Source organism: Bacillus sp. FSL W8-0848 (assembly GCF_038007805.1).
GTDB lineage: Bacteria > Bacillota > Bacilli > Bacillales > Bacillaceae > Bacillus > Bacillus glycinifermentans.
The window spans coordinates 360,051-380,313 of record NZ_JBBOYB010000001.1 but is presented as its reverse complement, the minus strand read 5'-3'; the positions used below and the strand labels follow the sequence as shown (position 1 = coordinate 380,313).

The window sequence follows — 20,263 nt, the reverse complement described above, 5'->3', positions numbered from 1 at the left end:
CTTTGCATTCTTGTATAGATATACTTTTTGACATTCGAGCAGCCCCTGCCCAAAGGGCAGAGGCTAGGATCCAGAATCACATATTGATATTTTCGAATTGGTCGGCAACGTGCTGATTCGGCTTTGACGTCACGATGCTGACTACATACACGGATAACAGGCTTACTGCGAACCCCGGTATCATTTCGTATAGAAAACCGGAAAGGCCTGCTGCCGCCCAAATCACGACTGTGACGGCTCCGGCAATGATACCGGCAAGCGCACCCCATTTCGTCATCCGCTTCCAATATAAGCTTAAAATAACGACCGGGCCGAATGAAGAGCCGAATCCCGCCCAAGCGTAGCTGACTAACCCCAAAATTGAATTGTCTTTTGACCAGCCGAGCCACAGGGCGATAATCGAAACGACCAGAACGGACAGACGGCCGAAGAAGACCAGTTCTTTATCAGAGGCGGAGCGTTTGAAAATCGTTTTATACAAATCTTCGGTTAAAGAGCTTGAAGTAACAAGAAGCTGTGAGGAAATCGTGCTCATAATCGCGGCTAAAATGGCCGAAATTAAAAAGCCGGTAATGATCGGATGGAACAGAATATTGCCTAATTGAATGAATATCGTTTCCGGATCGTCGAGGTGAAGACCTTTTTTGGAGTAATATGCAAGGCCGATCAGCCCCGTCAGCAATGCGCCAGCGGTTGAAAATATCATCCAGCCCATGCCGATCCGGCGCGCTTTTTTGATTTCCTTTACTGAGGAAATTGCCATAAAACGCACGATGATATGCGGCTGGCCAAAATAGCCGAGTCCCCATGCAAACATAGAAATAATGCCCAGAACGCTCGTCCCTTTAAATACGTTGAGAAGATCGGGATCAATCGAGCGGATTTCCGTAAAGGCTTCGGCAGGTCCGCCGGCTTGTATGAGCGTCACAACCGGAACAAGAATCAATGCGGCAAACATGATGATTCCTTGTACGAAGTCCGTCCAGCTTACGGCCAAAAATCCGCCGAACAGCGTGTAGCATATGACAACGGCCGAAACGATCCATAAGCCGGTATGGTAATCCAGGTGCAAAATGCTGTTAAATAAAACACCGCCGGACACCATTCCGGATGATACATAAAACGTGAAAAACGTAATAATGACGATGCTGGAAAAGATGCGGAGAATTTTCGTGTTGTCGGCAAAGCGGTTTTCCAAAAATGACGGAATCGTAATCGAATTGCCGGCGGCTTCGGTATAGCTCCTTAACCGGGGCGCGACATAAAGCCAGTTTGCCCATGCACCGAGTACAAGACCGATGACGATCCACGCACCGCTTAAGCCGGTGGCGAACATCGCACCCGGCAAGCCCATCATCAGCCACCCGCTCATATCGGATGCACCCGCGCTGAGCGCCGTGACCGCCGGGCCGAGCGTGCGTCCGCCGAGCATGTAATCCGTCAGATTTGATGTCCGTTTATACGCATAATATCCGATCAGAAGCATGCCGATCATATAAATCGCGATTGAAATGATCAATTGTACGTTTTGGATAAGAATCCCCCCAGGATGCCGTTTTTTCTAAATTTTTCGACTTCTATTTTCTTTTTTGAAGGCAGCCTTTAAAGACTGCCTTCTCTCCCCCCCGATTGTTTGCCGATTAAAACATTTCGCTGATCGTCTTCGCCTGCATGTGAAGCGCCAGATAATCCGGTCCGCCTGCCTTTGAATCCGTTCCTGACATTTTAAATCCGCCAAACGGATGGTAGCCGACGATCGCGCCTGTACAATTTCGGTTAAAATACAGGTTCCCTACATGGAACTCCTGTTTTGCCCTGTTGATATGATCGCGATTGTTTGTAATGACAGCTCCTGTCAGTCCGTATTCCGTATTATTGGCAACTTCGAGTGCCTCGTCAAAGCTGCTTACTTTCGAAAAGGCAACGACCGGGCCGAAGATCTCTTCCTGCATCAAGCGGGCTTTCGGGTCCAAATCGGCGAAGATAGTCGGAGCGATGAAATACCCTTTTGAATCATCGCCGTTTCCTCCGCTGACAAGGCGGCCTTCTTGTTTTCCAATCTCGATATATTCCATGATTTTGTTATATGACGCCTGATCGATGACAGGTCCCATGTAAACATCCGCACTGTCCGGAGCGCCCACTTTTTTCGACTCCGTGATTTCGATGACGCGTTTGAGCACCTCGTCATACACTTTTTCGTGAACGACGGCACGCGAACCGGCTGAACATTTTTGGCCGGCAAAGCCGAAAGCGGATGTGAAAATCGATTGCGCCGCCAATTCGATGTCACAGTCCTCATCAACGACAACCGTGTCTTTTCCGCCCATTTCCGCGATCACCCGTTTGAGATGGGTCTGTCCCGGATGAACCTTTGCCGCACGTTCATAAATGCGCGTTCCGACTTCCCTTGAGCCGGTAAATGTGATCAGGCTTGTTGTCGGATGATCAACGAGGTAGTCTCCGACCTCAGCGCCGCTTCCCGGAACATAGTTCACGACCCCTTTCGGAAGACCCGCTTCTTCAAGCACTTCGACGAACCTCGCGGCAATGACAGGCGCCGCGCTTGCCGGCTTCAGCACTACCGTATTTCCCGTAACGATCGGCGCCACCGTTGTTCCCGCCATGATCGCAAACAGGAAGTTCCAAGGCGGGATGACGACCGTTACGCCGGTCGGCGTATACACGTATTGATTTCGTTCGCCTTCACGGCTGTTGACAGGCTTTCCTTTTGCAAGCTCAAGCACTTGCCGCGCGTAGTATTCCATAAAGTCGATGGCTTCAGCCGTATCCGCATCAGCCTCATTCCACGGTTTGCCGGCTTCTTTGACCAAAAGCGCCGAAAATTCATGCTTATTGCGGCGCACCTTTGCTGCCGCACGGAATAGTACAGCCGCTCTTTCCGCAGGATCGGTGTATCTCCACGTTTCAAACGCTTTTGCCGCCGCTTGAATGGCTTTCTCGGCATGATCCTGAGTCGCTTTTGATACTTTACCGACGACTTCTTCTTTCTTTGCCGGGTTGACCGAAACGATTTTGTCTTCAGTCTCGATTCGCTCCCCATCGATAATAAGAGGGTATGATTGACCCATCCATTCATTTACCTTATCCAATGCTTGTTGAAACGCCGCCCGGTTTTCTTCTTTCCCAAAATCTGTAAATGGTTCGTGTTTGTAAGGTGTTGTCATTCTCATTCTCCCCTTTTTATCGTTTTATTTCTTGGTCATTCCCTTAAATGCGAAAGCGATGTTGGCAGGCCGCTCGGCAAGCCGCCTCATGAAGTAGCCGTACCAGTCATCTCCGTACGGAAGGTACACGCGCATGTTGTAGCCTTCTTTCACCAGTTCAAGCTGGGTTTTATTGCGCATGCCGTACAGCATTTGAAACTCGAAGCGGTCCTTTCCGATGTTGTGCTCATTCACAATGTCTTTGGTGAATTGGATCATCTTGTCGTCATGAGTTGCGATGGCTGTATAATGGCCGCTAAGCAGCTGCTTTTTAATGAGCTTTTTGTAATTTTCATCAACATCCTTCTTATCCGGATATGCCACCTCAGGCGATTCCTTGTAGGCCCCTTTTACAAGACGGAAAAACGGATTGTACTGGTTGAGCTCCTCCATGTCGCGTTCCGTCCGGTACAAATAAGCCTGTAACACGGTGCTGACGTATTCGTACCTCTGTCTGAACTCCTTAAACAGATCGAGCGTCTTTTGACAGCGAACTTCGTCTTCCATATCGATCGTCACCATCACCTGGTGCTGTTCCGCGGTATCCAGAATGCTGGTCATGTTTTCCCTGACAAGATCAAGGTCGATATCGAGCCCCAGCGAAGTCATCTTTAAGGATACGTGCGACTCAAGCTTTTCCTGGGCGATCGTTTGAATAGCCCGAATGCATTCCTGAGTACGCTCCCTTGCCACTTCCCTGCTGTCCACAAACTCGCCTAAATGATCGACGGTAACCGTCAGCCCCTGCTCATTCAGCCCTCTGATAATCGGTATCGAAGATTCGAAATCCTTTCCTCCGATAATTTTTCCGGTTGCGATGGAACTTCCCCAATTTCTCGCCAGACGATTCAGGATGCTGCTTTTCGATAAGAATAAAAAAAAGTCTCTTGTGATCACTTCCATTATCACACCCCGCCATCTCATGAAATATGTCTTTATATTCTTAATTTTATAAGAGCTGATGGCTGATTCACAATATTTCGAAAAAACAAAAAAGCTGACGATTTTTGTGTTTTTTCCACAATGTTTGACATCTGCCTGCATCATAAGAGAAACTTTTAACCTACAAATTATAAAGCTATACGACAATAGAATTAGAAAAATATTGAAAACGCTTTCTCTTTTACTGAACCATTTCCCGCGAGAAACAAAGAAAAAACCCTTTAAGACATTTCTTAAAGGGAATATATATTATGCCCACACCTCGTCAAGCGTTTCTCTGAACAGCTTGTCAAGCTCTGGTGTCAAGTCTTCACGGCTGATTTTAAACGACTTCGCCGCCGGCTTCAGCCTCTCAAGTTCTTTCTCAATGAAATCGTGAATGATGGGGTTTTTAGGCTCAAGAAGGAATTCCTCCCCTTTCTTTTTTCGGTCAAGCAGACGGCCGATTTCCGTTTTAAGCGGTCCATCTTCAACGAGCTCCTCAAGCAGCACCGGAAACTCAATCGGCGGAACCGTTTGATGATTCTCAATCCACCGGCATGCCAGAATGGGGCGAAGCACGTAAAAATACTTTTTGACCTTAACCTGTTCCCTCTCCAGATAGTGGCGGAAGTTTCCTGAAGCCATATTTAAATAATGATACATGCAGGATGCCGGCGAAAAAGCCCTCAACTTAAGCTTCCTCATTTTTTCCGCTAAAGAATAAGCTTCATAATAGATCATTCCTGAAGACAGCCATTCAAGCAGCGGGGGGTTTGATTTCCGGAAGAGCCTTAAGGCTTTTGTCAGTTCCCAGCCGCTGATATCGAGCAAATCATTAATCGGCAGCTCGATGACATCGCGCTTTTCGTCTATGGAAAGATACCAGTCCTTTTGATGAATATAAATAAATCTGACGTCATAATCGCTGTCTTGCGACGGAAACCCCCAGGCCCTGCTTCCGGATTCTACTGCATAAAGGATTTTGACGCCGTATGTAGCTTCAATGTTTTTCAGTTCTTCTTGAATTCGCTGGTTCAAGATAGGTGCACCGCCCGTCTATGTTTTCTTGTTACATTTATTATAAGTTCAAAGAGATGAATAAACGACTTCTTTGACAATTGATTTCTATTTAGAACTTTTACCCGCGATTACATGAGCGGAGTTTCCGGCCATTAAAGTGATTCCTCCGTCATTTCAAACAGCGCCTTTAATACGCACAGCCATACGCAGTTCCGGCAGGACGATTGGTCTAAGGGAGTAAAACATAATCCCGGCAAAAATGAACATGCTTTTCTTGATAGCTGACAACAAAGAGAAGGTAAAAATATCATCATTACCTACTTTTTCTGATTACCATACAACCGCAATCGTCACTGCTACATTAGCGAAAACGGTTCAAAGAAAAACGTGGAGGGTGTAGCTTGCCTTTTTGAAGTAACAAAAAGATGAAGTAATGTCTGACATGAATTGCCCCAACATTCAATTGAAGAAATTGAGACACATAAAAATCACTGAACTAAAAGGGCAGTTAATGCATGCGCTGCGTTACACGACTCCAAATGTTGTTAAAAAGGATAGATGAAAACAGATCTTCCCGCCTGTTCATCTATCCTTTTTCAACAATTTAATGCGTGATACATCTTGCGCCGATGATATGTGCCCTTTTTGCAACACTTCAACATACGACTGTTTTCAAACATTTTTGGCAGAAAACCCATGCTTAATTAAACGTTTGTTTAAGGCTGACAAAGCTCACTGTCCGGCTTCAGCTTGTCTGCAATACAGTCGGCGACTTCTTCGGCGGAAAGATTGTCTGTTTCAATTCTTAGGTGGTGGAAGGCATAAATGCTCTTTCTTTCATTAAACAGCTGTTTTACTTGTTCGATTGAGCGGTTGTGAAGAATCGGCCTGTTTTCAAGCAGCAAATCTATCCGCTGCTTCCAATTCTCCCACGTTAAATCAAGGAAAATGACGAAGCAGTGTTCAAGGCATTTCTTTCTAATGTCCTCCTGCAGAAAAGAACCGCCGCCAAGAGAAACGACTTTGCTCTTTTTATGTTCACACATTTGAACAATATATTCTTTTTCCGTCTTCCGAAAAAACGCCTCCCCTTTTTGTTTAAACATTTCGGGAATGCTCATCTGAAGGTCTTTTTCAATTTCTTGGTCAATATCAATAAAATCGCGGCACAGTTTTTTGGCTGCCAGCTTGCCGATCGTCGTTTTGCCGACGCCCATAAATCCGATCAGCACGATGTTTTTTTCTCCCACAGGGGTGGATCTTTTGACATTCATCTCCAGGCTTTACTCCTCCTCGTCTAAAGGAATCAACAATTATATTCAGTATATGACAAATCTGATTTTAATGAAATAGAAGAAGCCCGGGACAGAAACTGAATATACAAAAGAGGCTGGGTTCTTTGCAGCCTCTTTCCTTCTTTATTTCCACCAGTCGTCAAACATTGAAGCAGGCACCTGGCGTTTGTGCTCTGACGATTTGTAGCGTTTTTCAATCGCTTCGGCCACATCGCTTGATACGGCTTTCCCTTCAAGGTAGTCGTCGATATCTTCATATGTGAGCCCGAGCTCTGTTTCGTCAGCCTGCTGAGGTTTTTCATCAAGCAAATCCGCCGTAGGCGATTTCGTATAGAGCCGCTCCGGTGCCCCGAGCTCCTCGAGAAGTCTCCGGCCTTGGCGTTTTGTCAGCCCTGTCAGAGGCAAAAGATCGGCACCGCCGTCCCCATATTTGGTGAAAAAGCCGGTGACTGCTTCTGCCGCATGGTCCGTTCCGATCACCAATAATCCGTTTTGGCCGCCGATTGCATACTGGGCAATCATCCGCACCCTTGCCTTTACATTGCCCTTATGAAAATCTGCAAGCGTCTCGCCCGTCACATCGCGGAACTGAGAGACAAACGAGCTCACCGTCGGTGCAATGTCAAAAGCAAGCGATTTGTCAGGCTTGATAAATCGAAGGGCAAGCTGGGCGTCATCTTCATCCTGCTGGACGCCGTGCGGAAGCCGAACCGCGATGAATTCCGCTTCCGTGCCTTCAGCCCTCAATTCTTCCACTGCAAGCTGGGCGAGTCTCCCGGCAAGCGAGGAATCCTGTCCTCCGCTGATTCCTAGAACAAAACCTTTTGCTCCTGTTTTTTTCATATAGCTTTTTAAAAATCCGACCCTTTTTTCAATTTCCTGTTTCGGATCAATGGAAGGTTTTACGTTCAGTTCTTTCATGATTTTTTTCTGCAAAGTCATCGGTCATTCCTCCTGATTATTATGGTCTTTTGACTGAATGAGCCGTTTGATTCAAATCTTATTTAACTATAGCACAATTATAGTTTTGAAGTGAATATGAAGGAGCATACACGCTTCTTTCAAAAGAATAAAAAAAGCGCTTGAAGACACAATAACGATTAGATTAGAGGGGTTGAAGCGATGAAAAAACAAGGAAATTTAAAATGGTGGCAGCTGTCAATGATCGGTGTCGGCTGCACGATTGGAACGGGATTTTTTCTAGGATCAAGCATCGCCATTAAGAAAAGCGGCTTTTCCGTATTAGCCGCTTTTCTTCTCGCTGCACTCGGAACGTTTCTCGTTTTTCAGCAGCTCGCAAAGCTTACGGCCGACCATCCTGTGGAAGGATCTTTTTGCTCTTATGCAAGGGAGGCGTTTGGCGACTGGGCCGGCTTTAGCAACGGCTGGGTGTACTGGTCATCCGAAATGCTGATTATCGGGAGCCAATTAACCGCGATCTCGCTTTTTACGCGCCATTGGTTTGAACAAATTCCGCTGTGGGTGTTTGCCTCCATCTACGCGATTCTCGGACTGATCATCATTTTCACGGGGCGGAGCAGCTTTGAAAAAACTGAACACATGCTGGCCGTCCTGAAAACGGCGGCGATTGTCATGTTTATCATCATTGCAGTCCTTGCCTTATGCGGAATGCTTCCCGGTGAAACGCCTGATGCGCAGCTTCCCGACCGTTTTCATGAAGTGTTTCCGTTTGGCTTCATGGGGCTTTGGACAGGTTTGATTTATACGTTTTACGCCTATGGCGGCATCGAGGTGATGGGGCTGATGGCGATCCATTTAAAGGATCCGAAAGAATCGGGCAAATCGGGCAGCCTGATGCTGGCCACGCTTGCTTTGATTTATGTCGTCTCTATCGGGCTTGCCATGCTCCTGATTCCGATCGGCGCGTTTACTGAAGAGAACAGCCCGTTTATTACGTCGCTTAAACCGTTCCATCTGGATGTGATCATGGATATTTTCAACGGAATTTTCATCATCGCGGGATTCTCAACTTTGACAGCTTCCCTATTCGCGGTGACGACGCTGATGGGAACGATGGCGAAAAACGGCGATGCGCCGGCCTGCTTTTCAAAAAAAGAAAAAGCGAAAGTGTCGTGGCCGGCGCTCGGGCTGACCGTCCTCGTCCTGGCAGCTTCGATCGTCCTGTCCCTCTTGCTTCCAAAGCAGCTGTACGAGCATATGACAACAGCGGCAAGCCTAATGCTGCTTTACAATTGGATATTTATCCTGTGCTCAAGCAAAAAGCTGACAAAACCGAAGCTGAAAGGAAACATTCAGATTATAGGGGCGCTCATCCTGATTTTATTCGCCGTATCAGGTACGCTGTTTGAGAAAAACAGCAGACCGGGCTTTTTCGTCAGCCTGCTGTTTCTCGCCATCATCGCAATCGTGACGATGCTGTTGAAAAGAAAAAGGGCCCGCACGCGCTGACGGTCAGCGGGCCGGGCGAATCAGTGCATGAATTCCCTGGTAGCCGAAATATAAGCCGAAGACGATTAACGTAATGCCCGCGATCCACGATGTCACCAGCATCATTCTCGGGCTTAAATACGTTCTGAATGTCCCCGCCACAAAAGACATGGCCAGGTCCCATAAAAAAAGACCGATCAAAATGCCCGAGCTGCACAACAGGAGCTGATATGAAGCATATGTTTCAATCGTCTTCGCCAGGATGCTGCCGTAAATGCCGAGCCAAAACATAATGCTGAGAGGATTTGAAAGCGAAATAACCAGCCCGGATAAGAACGATTTACGGTAGGATTCTGTCTCCCTCCTGCCTCTCATGAGCGAGACTTCCTTTGCTTTGGCCAGGCTCTCAATTCCCGTATAGGTTAAAACAAAAAAACCGAACAGCCATAAAAACGTTTTTAAAAATGGCGCCGTTAAAAACTGAGCAACGCCAAAGTAAATCAGCGCCATGTACAAAACATCGGCCGTCACGGCTCCTAAACCGAAAAGCCAGGCGTGGAAAAAACCGCCTTTCATGCCCCTGTCGATCTGCGCCGCATTGACCGGGCCGACCGGTGCGGCCAGAGACAGTCCTAAAAACACATAGCTGAGAAAAATGTTCAACATACCGCGCTCCCCCCTTCGCGATAACTTGTACAATGTATTCAAAAAGAGGGACGGTTAGAACACATCAAAAAGCCTTTTCCCAAGTTTTTAGGAAAAGGCTTTTTCCCTATAATCCGAGCTTTGACAGCACAAACGTCCAAATACAGATGATGAGAAGCAGTATGAGACTGTATTTTACCGTTTGGCTGAACAGTTTTGATTCCCGGCCTGTTTCTTTAACCGCCGCAGTAGCAATCGCAATCGACTGCGGAGAAATGAGCTTCGCCATCACCCCGCCGGCCGTATTTGCGGCAAGGAGAAGGGCCGAACTCGTACCGATCTGCGCTCCGGTGACAGCCTGCAAATGGCCGAACAGAGCGTTATTGCTGACAACCGATCCGGTGATGAAAACGCCGATCCAGCCCAGTACGGGACTGACGAACGGGAAAACGTCCCCCGCTTTTGCAAGAGCCAATCCGATCGAAGAGCTTAGCCCGGCGTAGTTAGCCAGGTTTGCAAACCCCATGACAAAACAGATCGTCATAATCGGCAGCCACAATTCCCGGCCTGTTTCCTTCAGACAGGACAGCCCGCCCCGGAAATTGATGTTTCGGCTGAACAAAATCGTGATGATCACCGCAATCAAAATGGCGGTCCCCGTCGCTGAAATCAAGTCAAGCTTCAGCACGGCATCAAGCGGTGCCGCCTGCGCTGCAATCGGCGGGGTTTTCAGAATTTCCCGATGCAGAAAAGGCACCTTTAATAAAACCGTTGTCTGCTTGAGCAAGCCGCCGTCTTGAAACAGCGCTTTAAAAGCTGGAAGGCTCCACAGGGCAATGACGCCCGTCAGGATGTAAAACGGAGACCAGGCTTTTGCCACCTCTCCCCAGCTGTATTTGACAGCGGGCTCCTGTTCGTTCCCGTCTTCCCTGTAGATCCGGCGCGGCTGCCATTTTCTGAGGAACAGCGCGAGAGCTCCCATGCTGATTAATGCCGCCAAAATATTGGCCAGCTCAGGACCGAGCACAATCATTGTAAACGTCTGTACCGCCGTATAGCTTCCGCTTACAGCGAGAAGGGCGGGCAGCGTTTCTTTAATGCCCCTGAACCCGTCCAAAATGAAAACGAGCAGGAACGGGACGAAAAATGTGATCCCCGGAAGCATCCAGGCGAGTGTGCCGGAAAGTTCGAGAGGGGTCAAATCCCCCATCTGCGCTCCCGTAATGACCGGTATACCGATCGCTCCGAACGCGCCTGATGCCGCGTTTGCGATTAAACAGAGAGAGGCCGCTTTCAACGGTTTAAAACCGAGTTCCACGAGCAGGACCGCACTGATTGCGATCGGCACTCCGAAGCCTGCGGCTCCTTCCAAAAAAGCATTAAAGCTGAACCCGATCAGAAGCAGTTGAAGCCGCTGATCGGATGAAATGCCGGCAATGCTCGCCCTGATGACCTTAAATTTTCCCGTTTTGACAGAAATCTTATAAAGCCAAACAGCCATCAGCACGATATATCCGATTGGCCACAGCCCGCTTGCGATTCCGAGAAAAACGGCGGAAATCGCTTTGGCTACCGGCATGTGAAAACAGAACACCGCTACAATAAAGCTGACCGCAAGGGTTAAAAATGCTGCGAGAATTCCTTTCATTTTAAACACGGTCAGCGCCAAAAGAAAGAATAAAATCGGCAGGGTTGCAACTAAAGCGCTGATATACTCATTCCCAAATGGATCGTAAACCTGCTGCCACATCGTCATCAGCCCTCTTCTATGTCTTTTTTAGTTAAGCAAAATAAGGTTTTAAAATACCTTTCAGCACGCCTGCACTATGCTTGAATTGCTCTTTTTCTTTTTCGTTCAGCTCAAGCTCAATCACTTTTTTGACCCCGCTGCGGCCGACGACCGCCGGAACGCCGATATATACATCATCTTCTCCGAATTCGCCGTCAAGATACGTGCTGACGGTTAAAATCGCGTCTTCGTTGCGGAAAATCGCTTTTGTGATCCGCGCCAGGCTCATGGCTACGCCGTAGTATGTCGCACCTTTTTTCTCAATGATCTGGTAAGCCGCATTTTTCACATCTTCAACCAGTTCATCTAGCTCTTCCGCTTTGTAGTTCTCATTCTTTTTCAAAAGCTCGCTCACAGGAACCCCGGCAATATTCGCATGGCTCCAGACAGGAAGCTCCGTATCACCGTGTTCGCCGATGATATAGCCGTGAACGTTGTGGGCAGCGGTGCCGAAGTACTCGCTCAGCATGTATCGGAACCGGGCAGTGTCAAGAGTCGTACCGCTTCCGATCACCCGTTCTTTCGGAAGGCCGCTGAACTTCCACGTAGCATAGGTCAGGATGTCGACCGGGTTTGTAGCAACGAGGAAAATTCCGTCAAATCCGCTTGCCATGACTTCTCCGATGATTCCTTTAAAAATCTTAAGGTTTTTCTCGACCAAATCGAGCCGTGTTTCGCCGGGCTTTTGGTTCGCTCCCGCACAAACGCAGACAACATCAGCGTCTTTGCAATCTTCATATGTGCCGTACCACGTTCTTACAGTATGGGGCGCAAATGCTTTTCCATGGTTTAAGTCCATAACATCGCCCATTGCTTTGTCTTTATTTAAATCAATAATCACGAGTTCATCTGTGATTCCTTGGTTAATTAACGTAAATGCATAGCTGCTGCCTACAAAACCAGCACCGATTAAAACTGTACGATTGACTTTTTGGTTAGCCATTATTCATCATCCTTTGCCGTTAGTTTTAATTCTAAGTTATTTGTGAAGTGTTTCACATTTATATTGTGCAATACTTCACATACTTTTTCAAGACTTATGCATTTTTATTTTTGTCTTTTTTGTGTCTCTGCTCATTTTCTCCTTAAACTTAAACATTTTCTGGAAATGTTACCTTTTGTGTTCATTATTTTGCCCAAAAATTTTACTGATCATTCATTAGTATCCACACGGTGAATAAAGAGGCTGTTTGTACGAGCCTAGGCAGTTGGGCAATATGAAGGCCGGAAAGTTTTCATTCAAAAAACCACATGGTTAGACATGCCTGTGATATATTATTTTCGTTGCACATTTTTGCTGAAGGGCTCAGCTTTCGGCATTCTATTACCAAATACATTCGTTCCAACGGCAAAATCGGTTGGAATGCGATAGAAACACGCGGAGGGTAAAATATGAATCAAAAAACAAAAAGACGCAATGTGACGATTGCATTGATGGTCGCCACTTTTTTGGCGGCAATCGAGGGCACGATCGTCAGTACGGCGATGCCGACCATCGTGAGCGACTTGGGCGGGATTAAGTTGATCAGTTGGGTGTTTGCCGCCTACTTGCTGACATCTGCGATCACGACGCCGATATATGGCAAGCTCGCAGATTTGTACGGGCGCAAGATCATATTTACCATTGGGACGATTATCTTTTTGATCGGCTCGATGATGTCAGGCGCGGCTCATACGATGACCGAATTGATTTGTTTCCGTGCTTTGCAGGGCATCGGGGCAGGAGCGGTTTTGCCGACGACCTTTACCATTATCGGTGACATCTATTCGTTTGAAGAACGCGCCAAAATTCAAGGGTTGTTCAGCGCCATCTGGGGCATATCCGGCATTCTCGGGCCGCTGGCGGGCGGCTCGCTGGTCGACAACATTTCCTGGCGCTGGATTTTTTACTTTAACCTGCCGTTTGGCATCGCTTCAATCATTATGATCTGGATCTTCTTACAAGAGAAATTTGAAAAGAAAAAGAAACACATCGATTACTTAGGGGCTATTACGTTTACGATCGGCATGGCTTCCCTTCTATACGCTTTTATCAGCGCCGGATCAATCTATCCGTGGAATTCGTGGAAGATCATCGGCCTGTTTGTCATCGCGGCGATCGCGCTCATCGCCTTCATTTGGATCGAAGCAAAGTCTCCGGAACCGATGCTGCCGCTGAAGCTGTTTCGCATCCGCGAGATTTCCGTTTCCAACCTGGCGAGCTTTTTAATCTCTGTGATTTTGATCGGCATCACGACTTATTTGCCGATGTGGATGCAGGGAATTTTCGGAGTTGGCGCGACAAACTCCGGGCTGACGCTGACGCCGATGTCGATCGGCTGGCCGATCGGGGCGACCATTGCCGGACGGCTGATGCTGAAGCTCGGTTCGCGTAATACTTCTACGATGGGCTTGGCATTTCTGATCATCGGTTCGACCGGTCTGGCGCTGGCAACGATTCACACACCGCATTGGTTCTTTGTCGCAGCGATGCTGGCGGTTGGATTTGGCTTTGGCTTCTCGATGACTTCCTTTACGGTATCCGTACAGTCGGCTGTCGGCTGGAACATGCGCGGAGCTGCCACCGCTTCGAACACGTTTGTGCGGACGCTCGGCCAAACGGTCGGTGTCGCGATTCTGGGAACGCTATTCAATAACTCTATTGCGGGCTACATGACCTCGCACGCGGCAGGAGCAAACAACATCGACATGAACAAACTGCTGAATCCCGAGACGGCCCGGCACATTCCCGAATCCATGCTGTTAATGATGCGGGAAGGCCTGGTATCCGGCTTGCACAGCATTTACCTCGTCCTGTTCTTCGTCGCAGCGGCCGGACTGATCGTCGTATTCTTCTTGCCAAAGAAGCAGCAGCAGCAAATACAGAAAAAAGCGAGTTAATCAAACACAGTGATCAGCCTTTTAGTCGGGACTGTCAATAAGATCAGGGCAATATCCTATCCATCAGGGCGCATCATCTGCCGGCGGGCACGATTGCGTAAGTTTAGCTCCAAGCGGCTCAGACCGAAATATGCAAACTGATGGCTGGAGTAATTCCGTGACAAGCGGAATATCACGATGTATGACTAAGAAAATGATGGGGACGATCTTGCTCCCCATCATTTTAATTTTTAAAAAATTCAAACTTTTATCTGTGAGTAAAGCTGACAAAAATACTGCCAACCCCCGTTCATTTTGTCATCATAAATTTTAAGAATTTATTGATGGGGAGTGTTGCAAGTGAAATTGGCGGATTTGAGAAAGAGCGGACACGCTCCTTCTCTGCTATCATCTTTTTTGTATTTCGATGTCAGCTTTATGATTTGGGTCTTGCTCGGCGCGCTCGGCGTTTATATTACGGCTGATTTTGACCTTTCGCCGTCCCAGGTAGGGTTGATCGTCGCCATCCCGACTCTGGCCGGCTCGGTTTTCCGAATCGTATTAGGCATCTTAACAGACCGCTTCGGCCCGAAAAAAACAGCCGTCGGCGGAATGCTCGTGACGATGATTCCTCTCTTGTGGGGGTGGCTGTTCGGTTCTACCGTTGTTGAATTGTATAGGATCGGCATTTTGCTGGGGGTAGCGGGGGCCAGCTTTTCAGCTTCCCTGCCGATGGCGAGCCGCTGGTACCCTCCGCATCTGCAAGGTCTTGCCATGGGGATCGCCGGTGCGGGTAACAGCGGCACGCTGCTTGCCACCCTGTTCGGTCCGCGCATCGCTGAACATGCCGGCTGGAACGGTGTGATGGGACTGGCGCTCATTCCTTTAACGCTCGTTCTCATCAGCTACTTACTGATGGCCAAGGAGCCGCCGAACCAGCCTGCCCCTAAGCCTGTAAAAGACTACTTCGCCGTCTTTAAAGAAAGGGACACCTGGTATTTCTGCCTTTTATACAGTGTCACATTCGGGGGCTTTGTCGGCCTTTCAAACTTTTTGAGCTATTTTTTCGCGTCACAGTATTCCGTGCCACCGGTGAGGGCCGGGGAGTTCGTCACCCTTGTCGTAGCATCGGGCAGCTGCCTTCGCCCTGTCGGCGGATTGATCGCCGATAAAATAGGCGGCGTGCGCCTGCTGCAAGTTTTGTTCATCGGAGTGGCTCTTTGTATGTTCACGGTCAGTACGCTGCCGTCGCTTACGGTCGTCACAACCGCATTGTTTATCGGCATGGGCTGTCTTGGCATGGGGAACGGCGCCATTTTTCAGCTTGTGCCCCAGCGCTTTCAAAAAGAAATCGGGATGGTGACGGGAATCGTCGGGGCCGCCGGGGGAATCGGAGGGTTCTTTCTCCCGAATATCCTCGGAACGCTAAAACAAGTCACAGGCACTTATTCGAGCGGGTTCCTCACATTTTCCGCGATTGCTTTTATTGCATTGGGACTGCTTTTGTTCGCTCAAACAGGGTGGAAAAAACAATGGAAAGCCGCCGGTAAATCGATTCGAATTTAATAGAAAAGCCGTTATGCGAGTTCCTGGCATAACGGCTTTTCTGCTTAATACGGGCCCCAGCCCGTCATCACTCCGATGCAGATGAACACCAGTCCGATTACGAACCAGATCAAAGCGAGAGGAACCATGAACCTGAGCCATTACACATAGGGGATGCCGCTTGCGGCCAATACGGCCATCAGCACGCCCGATGTCGGATTGATACAGTTGACGACGCCCTCGCCGAGCATCACGGCTTCGACGGCAACCTGTCTCGTAATGTTCATCAGGTCGGCAAGCGGGGCAAGAATCGGAATAAAGACAACCGCCTCGCCTGATCCCGAGGAAATGAGAAAATGCAGAAGACCGCTGGCAATATACATGCCGACCGCACCGGCCACAGGGCTGAAGCCGTCCAACAGACTGGCCAGTCCGTTGACTACGGTATCAAGCAGCCTCCCCTGTTCAAGGATAACCGAAATCGTCCTTGCCATACCAACGATCAATGCTCCGTATACAAGGCTTTGACAGCCGTTGATAAACGTTTTAGCGATGTCGTTAGCCTTCATGCCCCCGATGATCCCCGCGGCAATGGAGATAAAAATAAACATGCCCGCCATTTGATTATCCGTCCAGCCAAGCTTCAAAGCTCCGTACAAAAAGCCGAGCAGCGACAGTCCGGCTACGGCTAAGATCAGCTTATGGCGCCGGGTAAATGAGGCCTGTCCCATGTTCGCCTCGCTGCCAAGCCCTCTTCCAGGAAACCAGTCCTTGCCGAGAATGCTCGCCTCAGGCGATTTTTTTAATTTTCTCGTGTATAAATAAATGTAGATCAGACTTGAAATGACGAAACACAAGTAAATCGCAATCCGCAAACCGAGGCCTGAAAACAATGGGAGGTCGGCGATCTTTTGCGAAAGTCAGAGCGGCGAAGGCGATAATATCGTCGCATTGAATCCGGCGTAGCAGCCGATATAGATGACGGCAGCCCCGGCCGCCGCGTCCCATTTCAACGACCTTGCAACGATAATGCCGAGCGGGATAAAGCCGATGACGGAATTTACGACGACCCCCGTCGTTCCGAGAATCGAGAAAAGTCCGCCGACAATGCAGATGAACAGCAGCTGCTTCGTTCGGAAACGGCTGATGACATGGTGGATTAAGCCGCCGACGGCCCCCGTTTTTTCTAAAATGGCGAGCGCTCCGCCGGTGAATAAAATTAAGAAAATAATCGATGAAGACCCGACCATTCCTTCCTGAATCCCCGTAAAAAAGCTTACAATCCCCACCGGGGACTGATCTACCGCATGATAGCTCCCGGGTACGGCGGTTGTGACTTCGCCTTTTGTCACTCTGTCAAACTCCCCGGCAGGAATGATGTAAGTCGCAAGAGCGCAGACGACAGCCACCATAAACAGCAGCACATACGCATCAGGCATTTTCAATCGAAACGGTTTCTTCTTAGTCGAGGGCGGCCATCTCCTCTTTACATGAATATCAAAACATTTTTCCCAAATATTCAATTATTCAGAAAAATCTGTACGTGTGCTATATTATAGACAACCTTATTCCGGGGTTTCAATATGTTTTTAATTAAAAGTATTAGATAAAACAATACAGGAGGTTTGACGATGGCATTAACGGACTCTATCAAACAAAAGATGATCAGCATTTTTGAACACCTTCACAATCATCCTGAAGTCAGCTGGAAAGAATACGAAACAACGGCATTTCTCAAAAAGCAGTTGGAAGAAAACGGATGCCGAACACAAACATTTGCGGACTGTACCGGTGTCATCGGCGAAATCGGCGAGGGGTCTCCAGTCGTCGCCGTCAGGGCCGATATTGACGCCCTCTGGCAGGAAGTCGACGGAACGTTTCAGGCAAACCATTCCTGCGGGCATGATTCCCATATGACGATGGCGCTCGGGACATTAATGACCCTGAAAGAGCAAACAGAGCTGCCGAAAGGAACGATCCGCTTCATCTTTCAGCCTGCTGAAGAAAAAGGCGGAGGGGCTTTGAAAATGATCGAAAAAGGGATTCTCGACGATGTCGATTACCTTTACGGCGTTCATGTCCGCCCTGTGCAGGAAACGTTGAACGGAAGGTGCGCTCCGGCGATTTTGCATGGCGCAAGCTGCCACATTGAGGGTACGGTCATCGGCGAAGAAGCCCACGGCGCCCGTCCGCATCTCGGGAAAAACAGCATCGAGATTGCGGCGACGCTCGTCCACAAACTCGCCCACATCCATATCGACCCGATGACGCCGCATACCGTTAAAATGACAAAGCTTCAGGCCGGCGGAGAAAGCTCCAATATCATTCCGGGCAAAGCCAGCTTCAGCCTTGACCTAAGGGCTCAGACGAATGAAGCAATGGAAGTCCTTGAGAGGGAAACAGAAACAGCCTGCCAAGCCGTGGCTGACTCATTCGGAGCAACCATCGAACTGCATAAAGAAGACAGCCTCCCGGCAGCCGTTAAAAACGAAGCGGCGATCGCCATCATGGCAGAGGCGATCAGCAGCGTAATCGGCGCAGGGAACCTCGATAAGCCGCTCGTTACAACAGGAGGAGAAGATTTTCATTATTATTCTGTGAAGCGCCCTCATCTAAAGGCGACGATGCTCGGGCTCGGCTGCTGCCTCACACCCGGCCTCCATCACCCGATGATGACCTTTGACAGGGACGCCATGTTTACCGGAGCTGACATTTTAGCCGAAGCGGTGCTGAAGACGTTTGAAAAAATCGGAAATGAAATGGAGGTCAGCATCGGCTAAGTTTACGAAAAAAACCTCTCAGCCGGAGCTGAGAGGTTTTGTTTATTTCTTCAGATCTTCAATGGAGTTGACGTTTTTCATATACTTCGGCACGACAAGCCCCATCTTTACGCCTGTCAAGCTTGTGCCGACGTCGTCGTATTTGCCTTTGTACTTAGCCGCGTATGCTTTGTGGGTGTTTGGCAGCCAAGCTGACAGGGAAGCATCCGCGCTGCCGGTTGCAATGGCCGTCCACATCGGCCCTGCTTCGACCTGAGTCAATTTCACATTGTAGCCCAAATCTTCGAATACTTTTCCGACAACGTTTGTGCTGGCAATTTCGCTGTCCCATGCGACATAAGCGAGGTTGATTTTGTCTCCCTTCACTTTTTTGACGCCTTTTGTCCACTCAGCGATCTGATCGCGGTGCTTTTTCACATAGCTGGCCGCCGCTTTTTTCGGATCTGTTCCGTTTTCTACTTGAATCATCACTTCCGCCATGTCATCTTCCGTCCATTTGAACTGGCTGAGAAGCTTAGCCGCATTAGGCTGTTCTTTTCCAAAGCCTTTGCGGGTAATCGTATGAATCTGCTCCGCAGTACCGTACGATTTTTTAGGGTCGTCCAAATATTTCAGATCATATCTCGAGAACATCCAATGCGGGGTCCAGCCCGTGATAATGATCGGCTTTTTTCTGTCGTATTTTTTCTTTAGCGTGGCGGTCATCGCCGCGCCTGACGATTTGATGACCGTCCAGTCATCGAGCTTATAATCTTTTATCGCCTTATCGGTAAGCGCCATGATTCCGGAGCCGGGGTCGATCCCGATGATTTTGTGATTGACCTGTTCTCCGGCCGTAGCATTCTCATCCGCCGTTGGGGCGCAGGCCGCAAGCGAGAAGAACAGAGCGGCGGCAGTGCCGATGCCGATGATTTTTTTCAACATCAGGCATTCCTCCTCGTCTTCTTCACCCGGATATTTTGCGTAATGCGATCCAATGTAATCGCGACAATCACGATTGCGATTCCGGCTTCAACACCTACGCCGGTCTTGAGCTGTGTAACCGCGCTGTATACTTTTTCTCCGAGGCCCGGCGCCCCGACCATAGCTGCAATAACAACCATTGACAGCGCCAGCATGATGCTTTGGTTGATACCCGCCAAAATCGTTTTTGCGGCGAGCGGCAGCTGCACTTTAAACAATCGCTGCGACGTTGTAGAGCCGAATGCCTCTGTCGCTTCGATCAAATCTTCCGGCACCTGCTGAATACCGAGAACCGTCATGCGGATCGTCGGCGGCATTGCAAAAATAACAGAAGCGACAACGCCCGGCACAACACCGATATTAAAGAAAAAGATCGCGGGAAGCAGGTATACGAAAGCCGGCATTGTCTGCATTAAGTCCAAAATCGGCGTCACAATCCGGCGAACCGTATTTTGCTGGGACGCCCAGATGCCGACCGGCACACCGACAATGATCGAGATGACCACAGATGTGACGACGAGCGCCAACGTTTGAAGCATAGGGTCCCAATAGCCAAGGTAATCGATAATAAGAAAACCGATTAATGTGAAGAGTGCGATCCCCCGCGTACTGATAAACCAAGCGACGGCAGCGAAAATGACGATAAGCAAAATAGATGGAATGGCTCCCAATCCGATGACAATGCCGTCAACGATACTCTCAAGCCCGTTGGCGATCCCGTCAAACACTCCGCCAAAGGTTAAGGTCAGCCAATCAACAAAACGGTCAATGATTTCTGCTAATGGAATTCTAGGCAGTGCACTCATC

The 20,263-nt window shown here is 48.8% G+C and carries 15 protein-coding genes and 1 pseudogene; 4 read left to right on the top strand and 12 right to left on the bottom strand.

Going from position 1 to position 20,263, the window contains the following annotated elements; all coding sequences use genetic code 11:
• Window positions 1-76 precede the first annotated feature (76 nt).
• The 6 genes from putP to nadE form a co-directional block, all read right to left on the bottom strand.
• A complete protein-coding gene (gene putP / locus NSQ39_RS02100) occupies window positions 77-1,519 on the bottom strand; it encodes a sodium/proline symporter PutP (protein ID WP_082094100.1) in 1,443 nt (480 codons plus the stop codon).
• 121 nt (window positions 1,520-1,640) lie between these two features.
• Window positions 1,641-3,188 carry an L-glutamate gamma-semialdehyde dehydrogenase gene (gene pruA / locus NSQ39_RS02095; protein WP_175075235.1) on the bottom strand — a complete coding sequence of 516 codons (1,548 nt, stop codon included), beginning with the start codon at window positions 3,186-3,188 and terminating at the stop codon, window positions 1,641-1,643.
• A gap of 24 nt (window positions 3,189-3,212) precedes the next feature.
• Window positions 3,213-4,124, bottom strand: coding sequence for a proline dehydrogenase family protein (locus NSQ39_RS02090; RefSeq protein WP_173427495.1), 912 nt, complete (start codon window positions 4,122-4,124; stop codon window positions 3,213-3,215).
• A gap of 294 nt (window positions 4,125-4,418) precedes the next feature.
• On the bottom strand, window positions 4,419-5,189 hold the full coding sequence (locus NSQ39_RS02085) for a nucleotidyltransferase domain-containing protein (RefSeq protein WP_175075236.1): 771 nt from the start codon (window positions 5,187-5,189) through the stop codon (window positions 4,419-4,421).
• Window positions 5,190-5,887: 698 nt separating this feature from the next.
• Window positions 5,888-6,445: a shikimate kinase gene (locus tag NSQ39_RS02080; protein WP_175075237.1), complete on the bottom strand. Its 558-nt coding sequence runs from the start codon at window positions 6,443-6,445 to the stop codon at window positions 5,888-5,890.
• Window positions 6,446-6,589: 144 nt separating this feature from the next.
• Window positions 6,590-7,408, bottom strand: coding sequence for an ammonia-dependent NAD(+) synthetase (gene nadE, locus NSQ39_RS02075; RefSeq protein WP_175075238.1), 819 nt, complete (start codon window positions 7,406-7,408; stop codon window positions 6,590-6,592).
• A 180-nt stretch (window positions 7,409-7,588) separates the two neighbouring features.
• Here nadE and NSQ39_RS02070 point away from each other — a divergent pair, with 180 nt between their 5' ends.
• Window positions 7,589-8,896 (top strand): amino acid permease, encoded by a 1,308-nt coding sequence (locus NSQ39_RS02070; RefSeq protein ID WP_175075239.1) that lies wholly within the window; start codon window positions 7,589-7,591, stop codon window positions 8,894-8,896.
• A 3-nt stretch (window positions 8,897-8,899) separates the two neighbouring features.
• On the opposite strand, the gene NSQ39_RS02065 is transcribed toward NSQ39_RS02070, so the two are convergent.
• From NSQ39_RS02065 to NSQ39_RS02055, 3 genes are all read right to left on the bottom strand, one after another.
• Window positions 8,900-9,538: a LysE family translocator gene (locus NSQ39_RS02065; RefSeq protein ID WP_046130917.1), complete on the bottom strand. Its 639-nt coding sequence runs from the start codon at window positions 9,536-9,538 to the stop codon at window positions 8,900-8,902.
• 109 nt (window positions 9,539-9,647) lie between these two features.
• The gene (locus tag NSQ39_RS02060; protein ID WP_175075379.1) at window positions 9,648-11,270 is read right to left on the bottom strand and encodes an L-lactate permease; all 1,623 of its coding nucleotides are present in this window, start codon (window positions 11,268-11,270) and stop codon (window positions 9,648-9,650) included.
• A 31-nt stretch (window positions 11,271-11,301) separates the two neighbouring features.
• On the bottom strand, window positions 11,302-12,252 hold the full coding sequence (locus NSQ39_RS02055; RefSeq protein WP_175075240.1) for an L-lactate dehydrogenase: 951 nt from the start codon (window positions 12,250-12,252) through the stop codon (window positions 11,302-11,304).
• Between the two features lie 449 nt (window positions 12,253-12,701).
• On the opposite strand from NSQ39_RS02055, the gene NSQ39_RS02050 reads away from it, so the two are divergent.
• Both NSQ39_RS02050 and NSQ39_RS02045 read left to right on the top strand, forming a co-directional pair.
• On the top strand, window positions 12,702-14,189 hold the full coding sequence (locus tag NSQ39_RS02050) for an MDR family MFS transporter (protein WP_175075241.1): 1,488 nt from the start codon (window positions 12,702-12,704) through the stop codon (window positions 14,187-14,189).
• Between the two features lie 339 nt (window positions 14,190-14,528).
• On the top strand, window positions 14,529-15,734 hold the full coding sequence (locus NSQ39_RS02045) for a nitrate/nitrite transporter (protein ID WP_341014080.1): 1,206 nt from the start codon (window positions 14,529-14,531) through the stop codon (window positions 15,732-15,734).
• 44 nt (window positions 15,735-15,778) lie between these two features.
• Here NSQ39_RS02045 and NSQ39_RS02040 read toward each other — a convergent pair.
• Window positions 15,779-17,152 (bottom strand): annotated as a pseudogene (locus NSQ39_RS02040) (YfcC family protein).
• A 192-nt stretch (window positions 17,153-17,344) separates the two neighbouring features.
• Here NSQ39_RS02040 and NSQ39_RS02035 point away from each other — a divergent pair.
• Window positions 17,345-18,493 (top strand): M20 peptidase aminoacylase family protein, encoded by a 1,149-nt coding sequence (locus NSQ39_RS02035; RefSeq protein WP_175075243.1) that lies wholly within the window; start codon window positions 17,345-17,347, stop codon window positions 18,491-18,493.
• A gap of 42 nt (window positions 18,494-18,535) precedes the next feature.
• On the opposite strand, the gene NSQ39_RS02030 is transcribed toward NSQ39_RS02035, so the two are convergent.
• Together NSQ39_RS02030 and opuAB are read right to left on the bottom strand one after the other, a co-directional pair.
• On the bottom strand, window positions 18,536-19,417 hold the full coding sequence (locus tag NSQ39_RS02030) for a glycine betaine ABC transporter substrate-binding protein (protein WP_175075244.1): 882 nt from the start codon (window positions 19,415-19,417) through the stop codon (window positions 18,536-18,538).
• Window positions 19,417-20,262 (bottom strand): glycine/proline betaine ABC transporter permease subunit OpuAB, encoded by an 846-nt coding sequence (gene opuAB / locus NSQ39_RS02025; protein ID WP_046130888.1) that lies wholly within the window; start codon window positions 20,260-20,262, stop codon window positions 19,417-19,419. The genes NSQ39_RS02030 and opuAB overlap by 1 nt, the downstream gene beginning before the upstream one ends.
• Window position 20,263 lies beyond the last annotated feature (1 nt).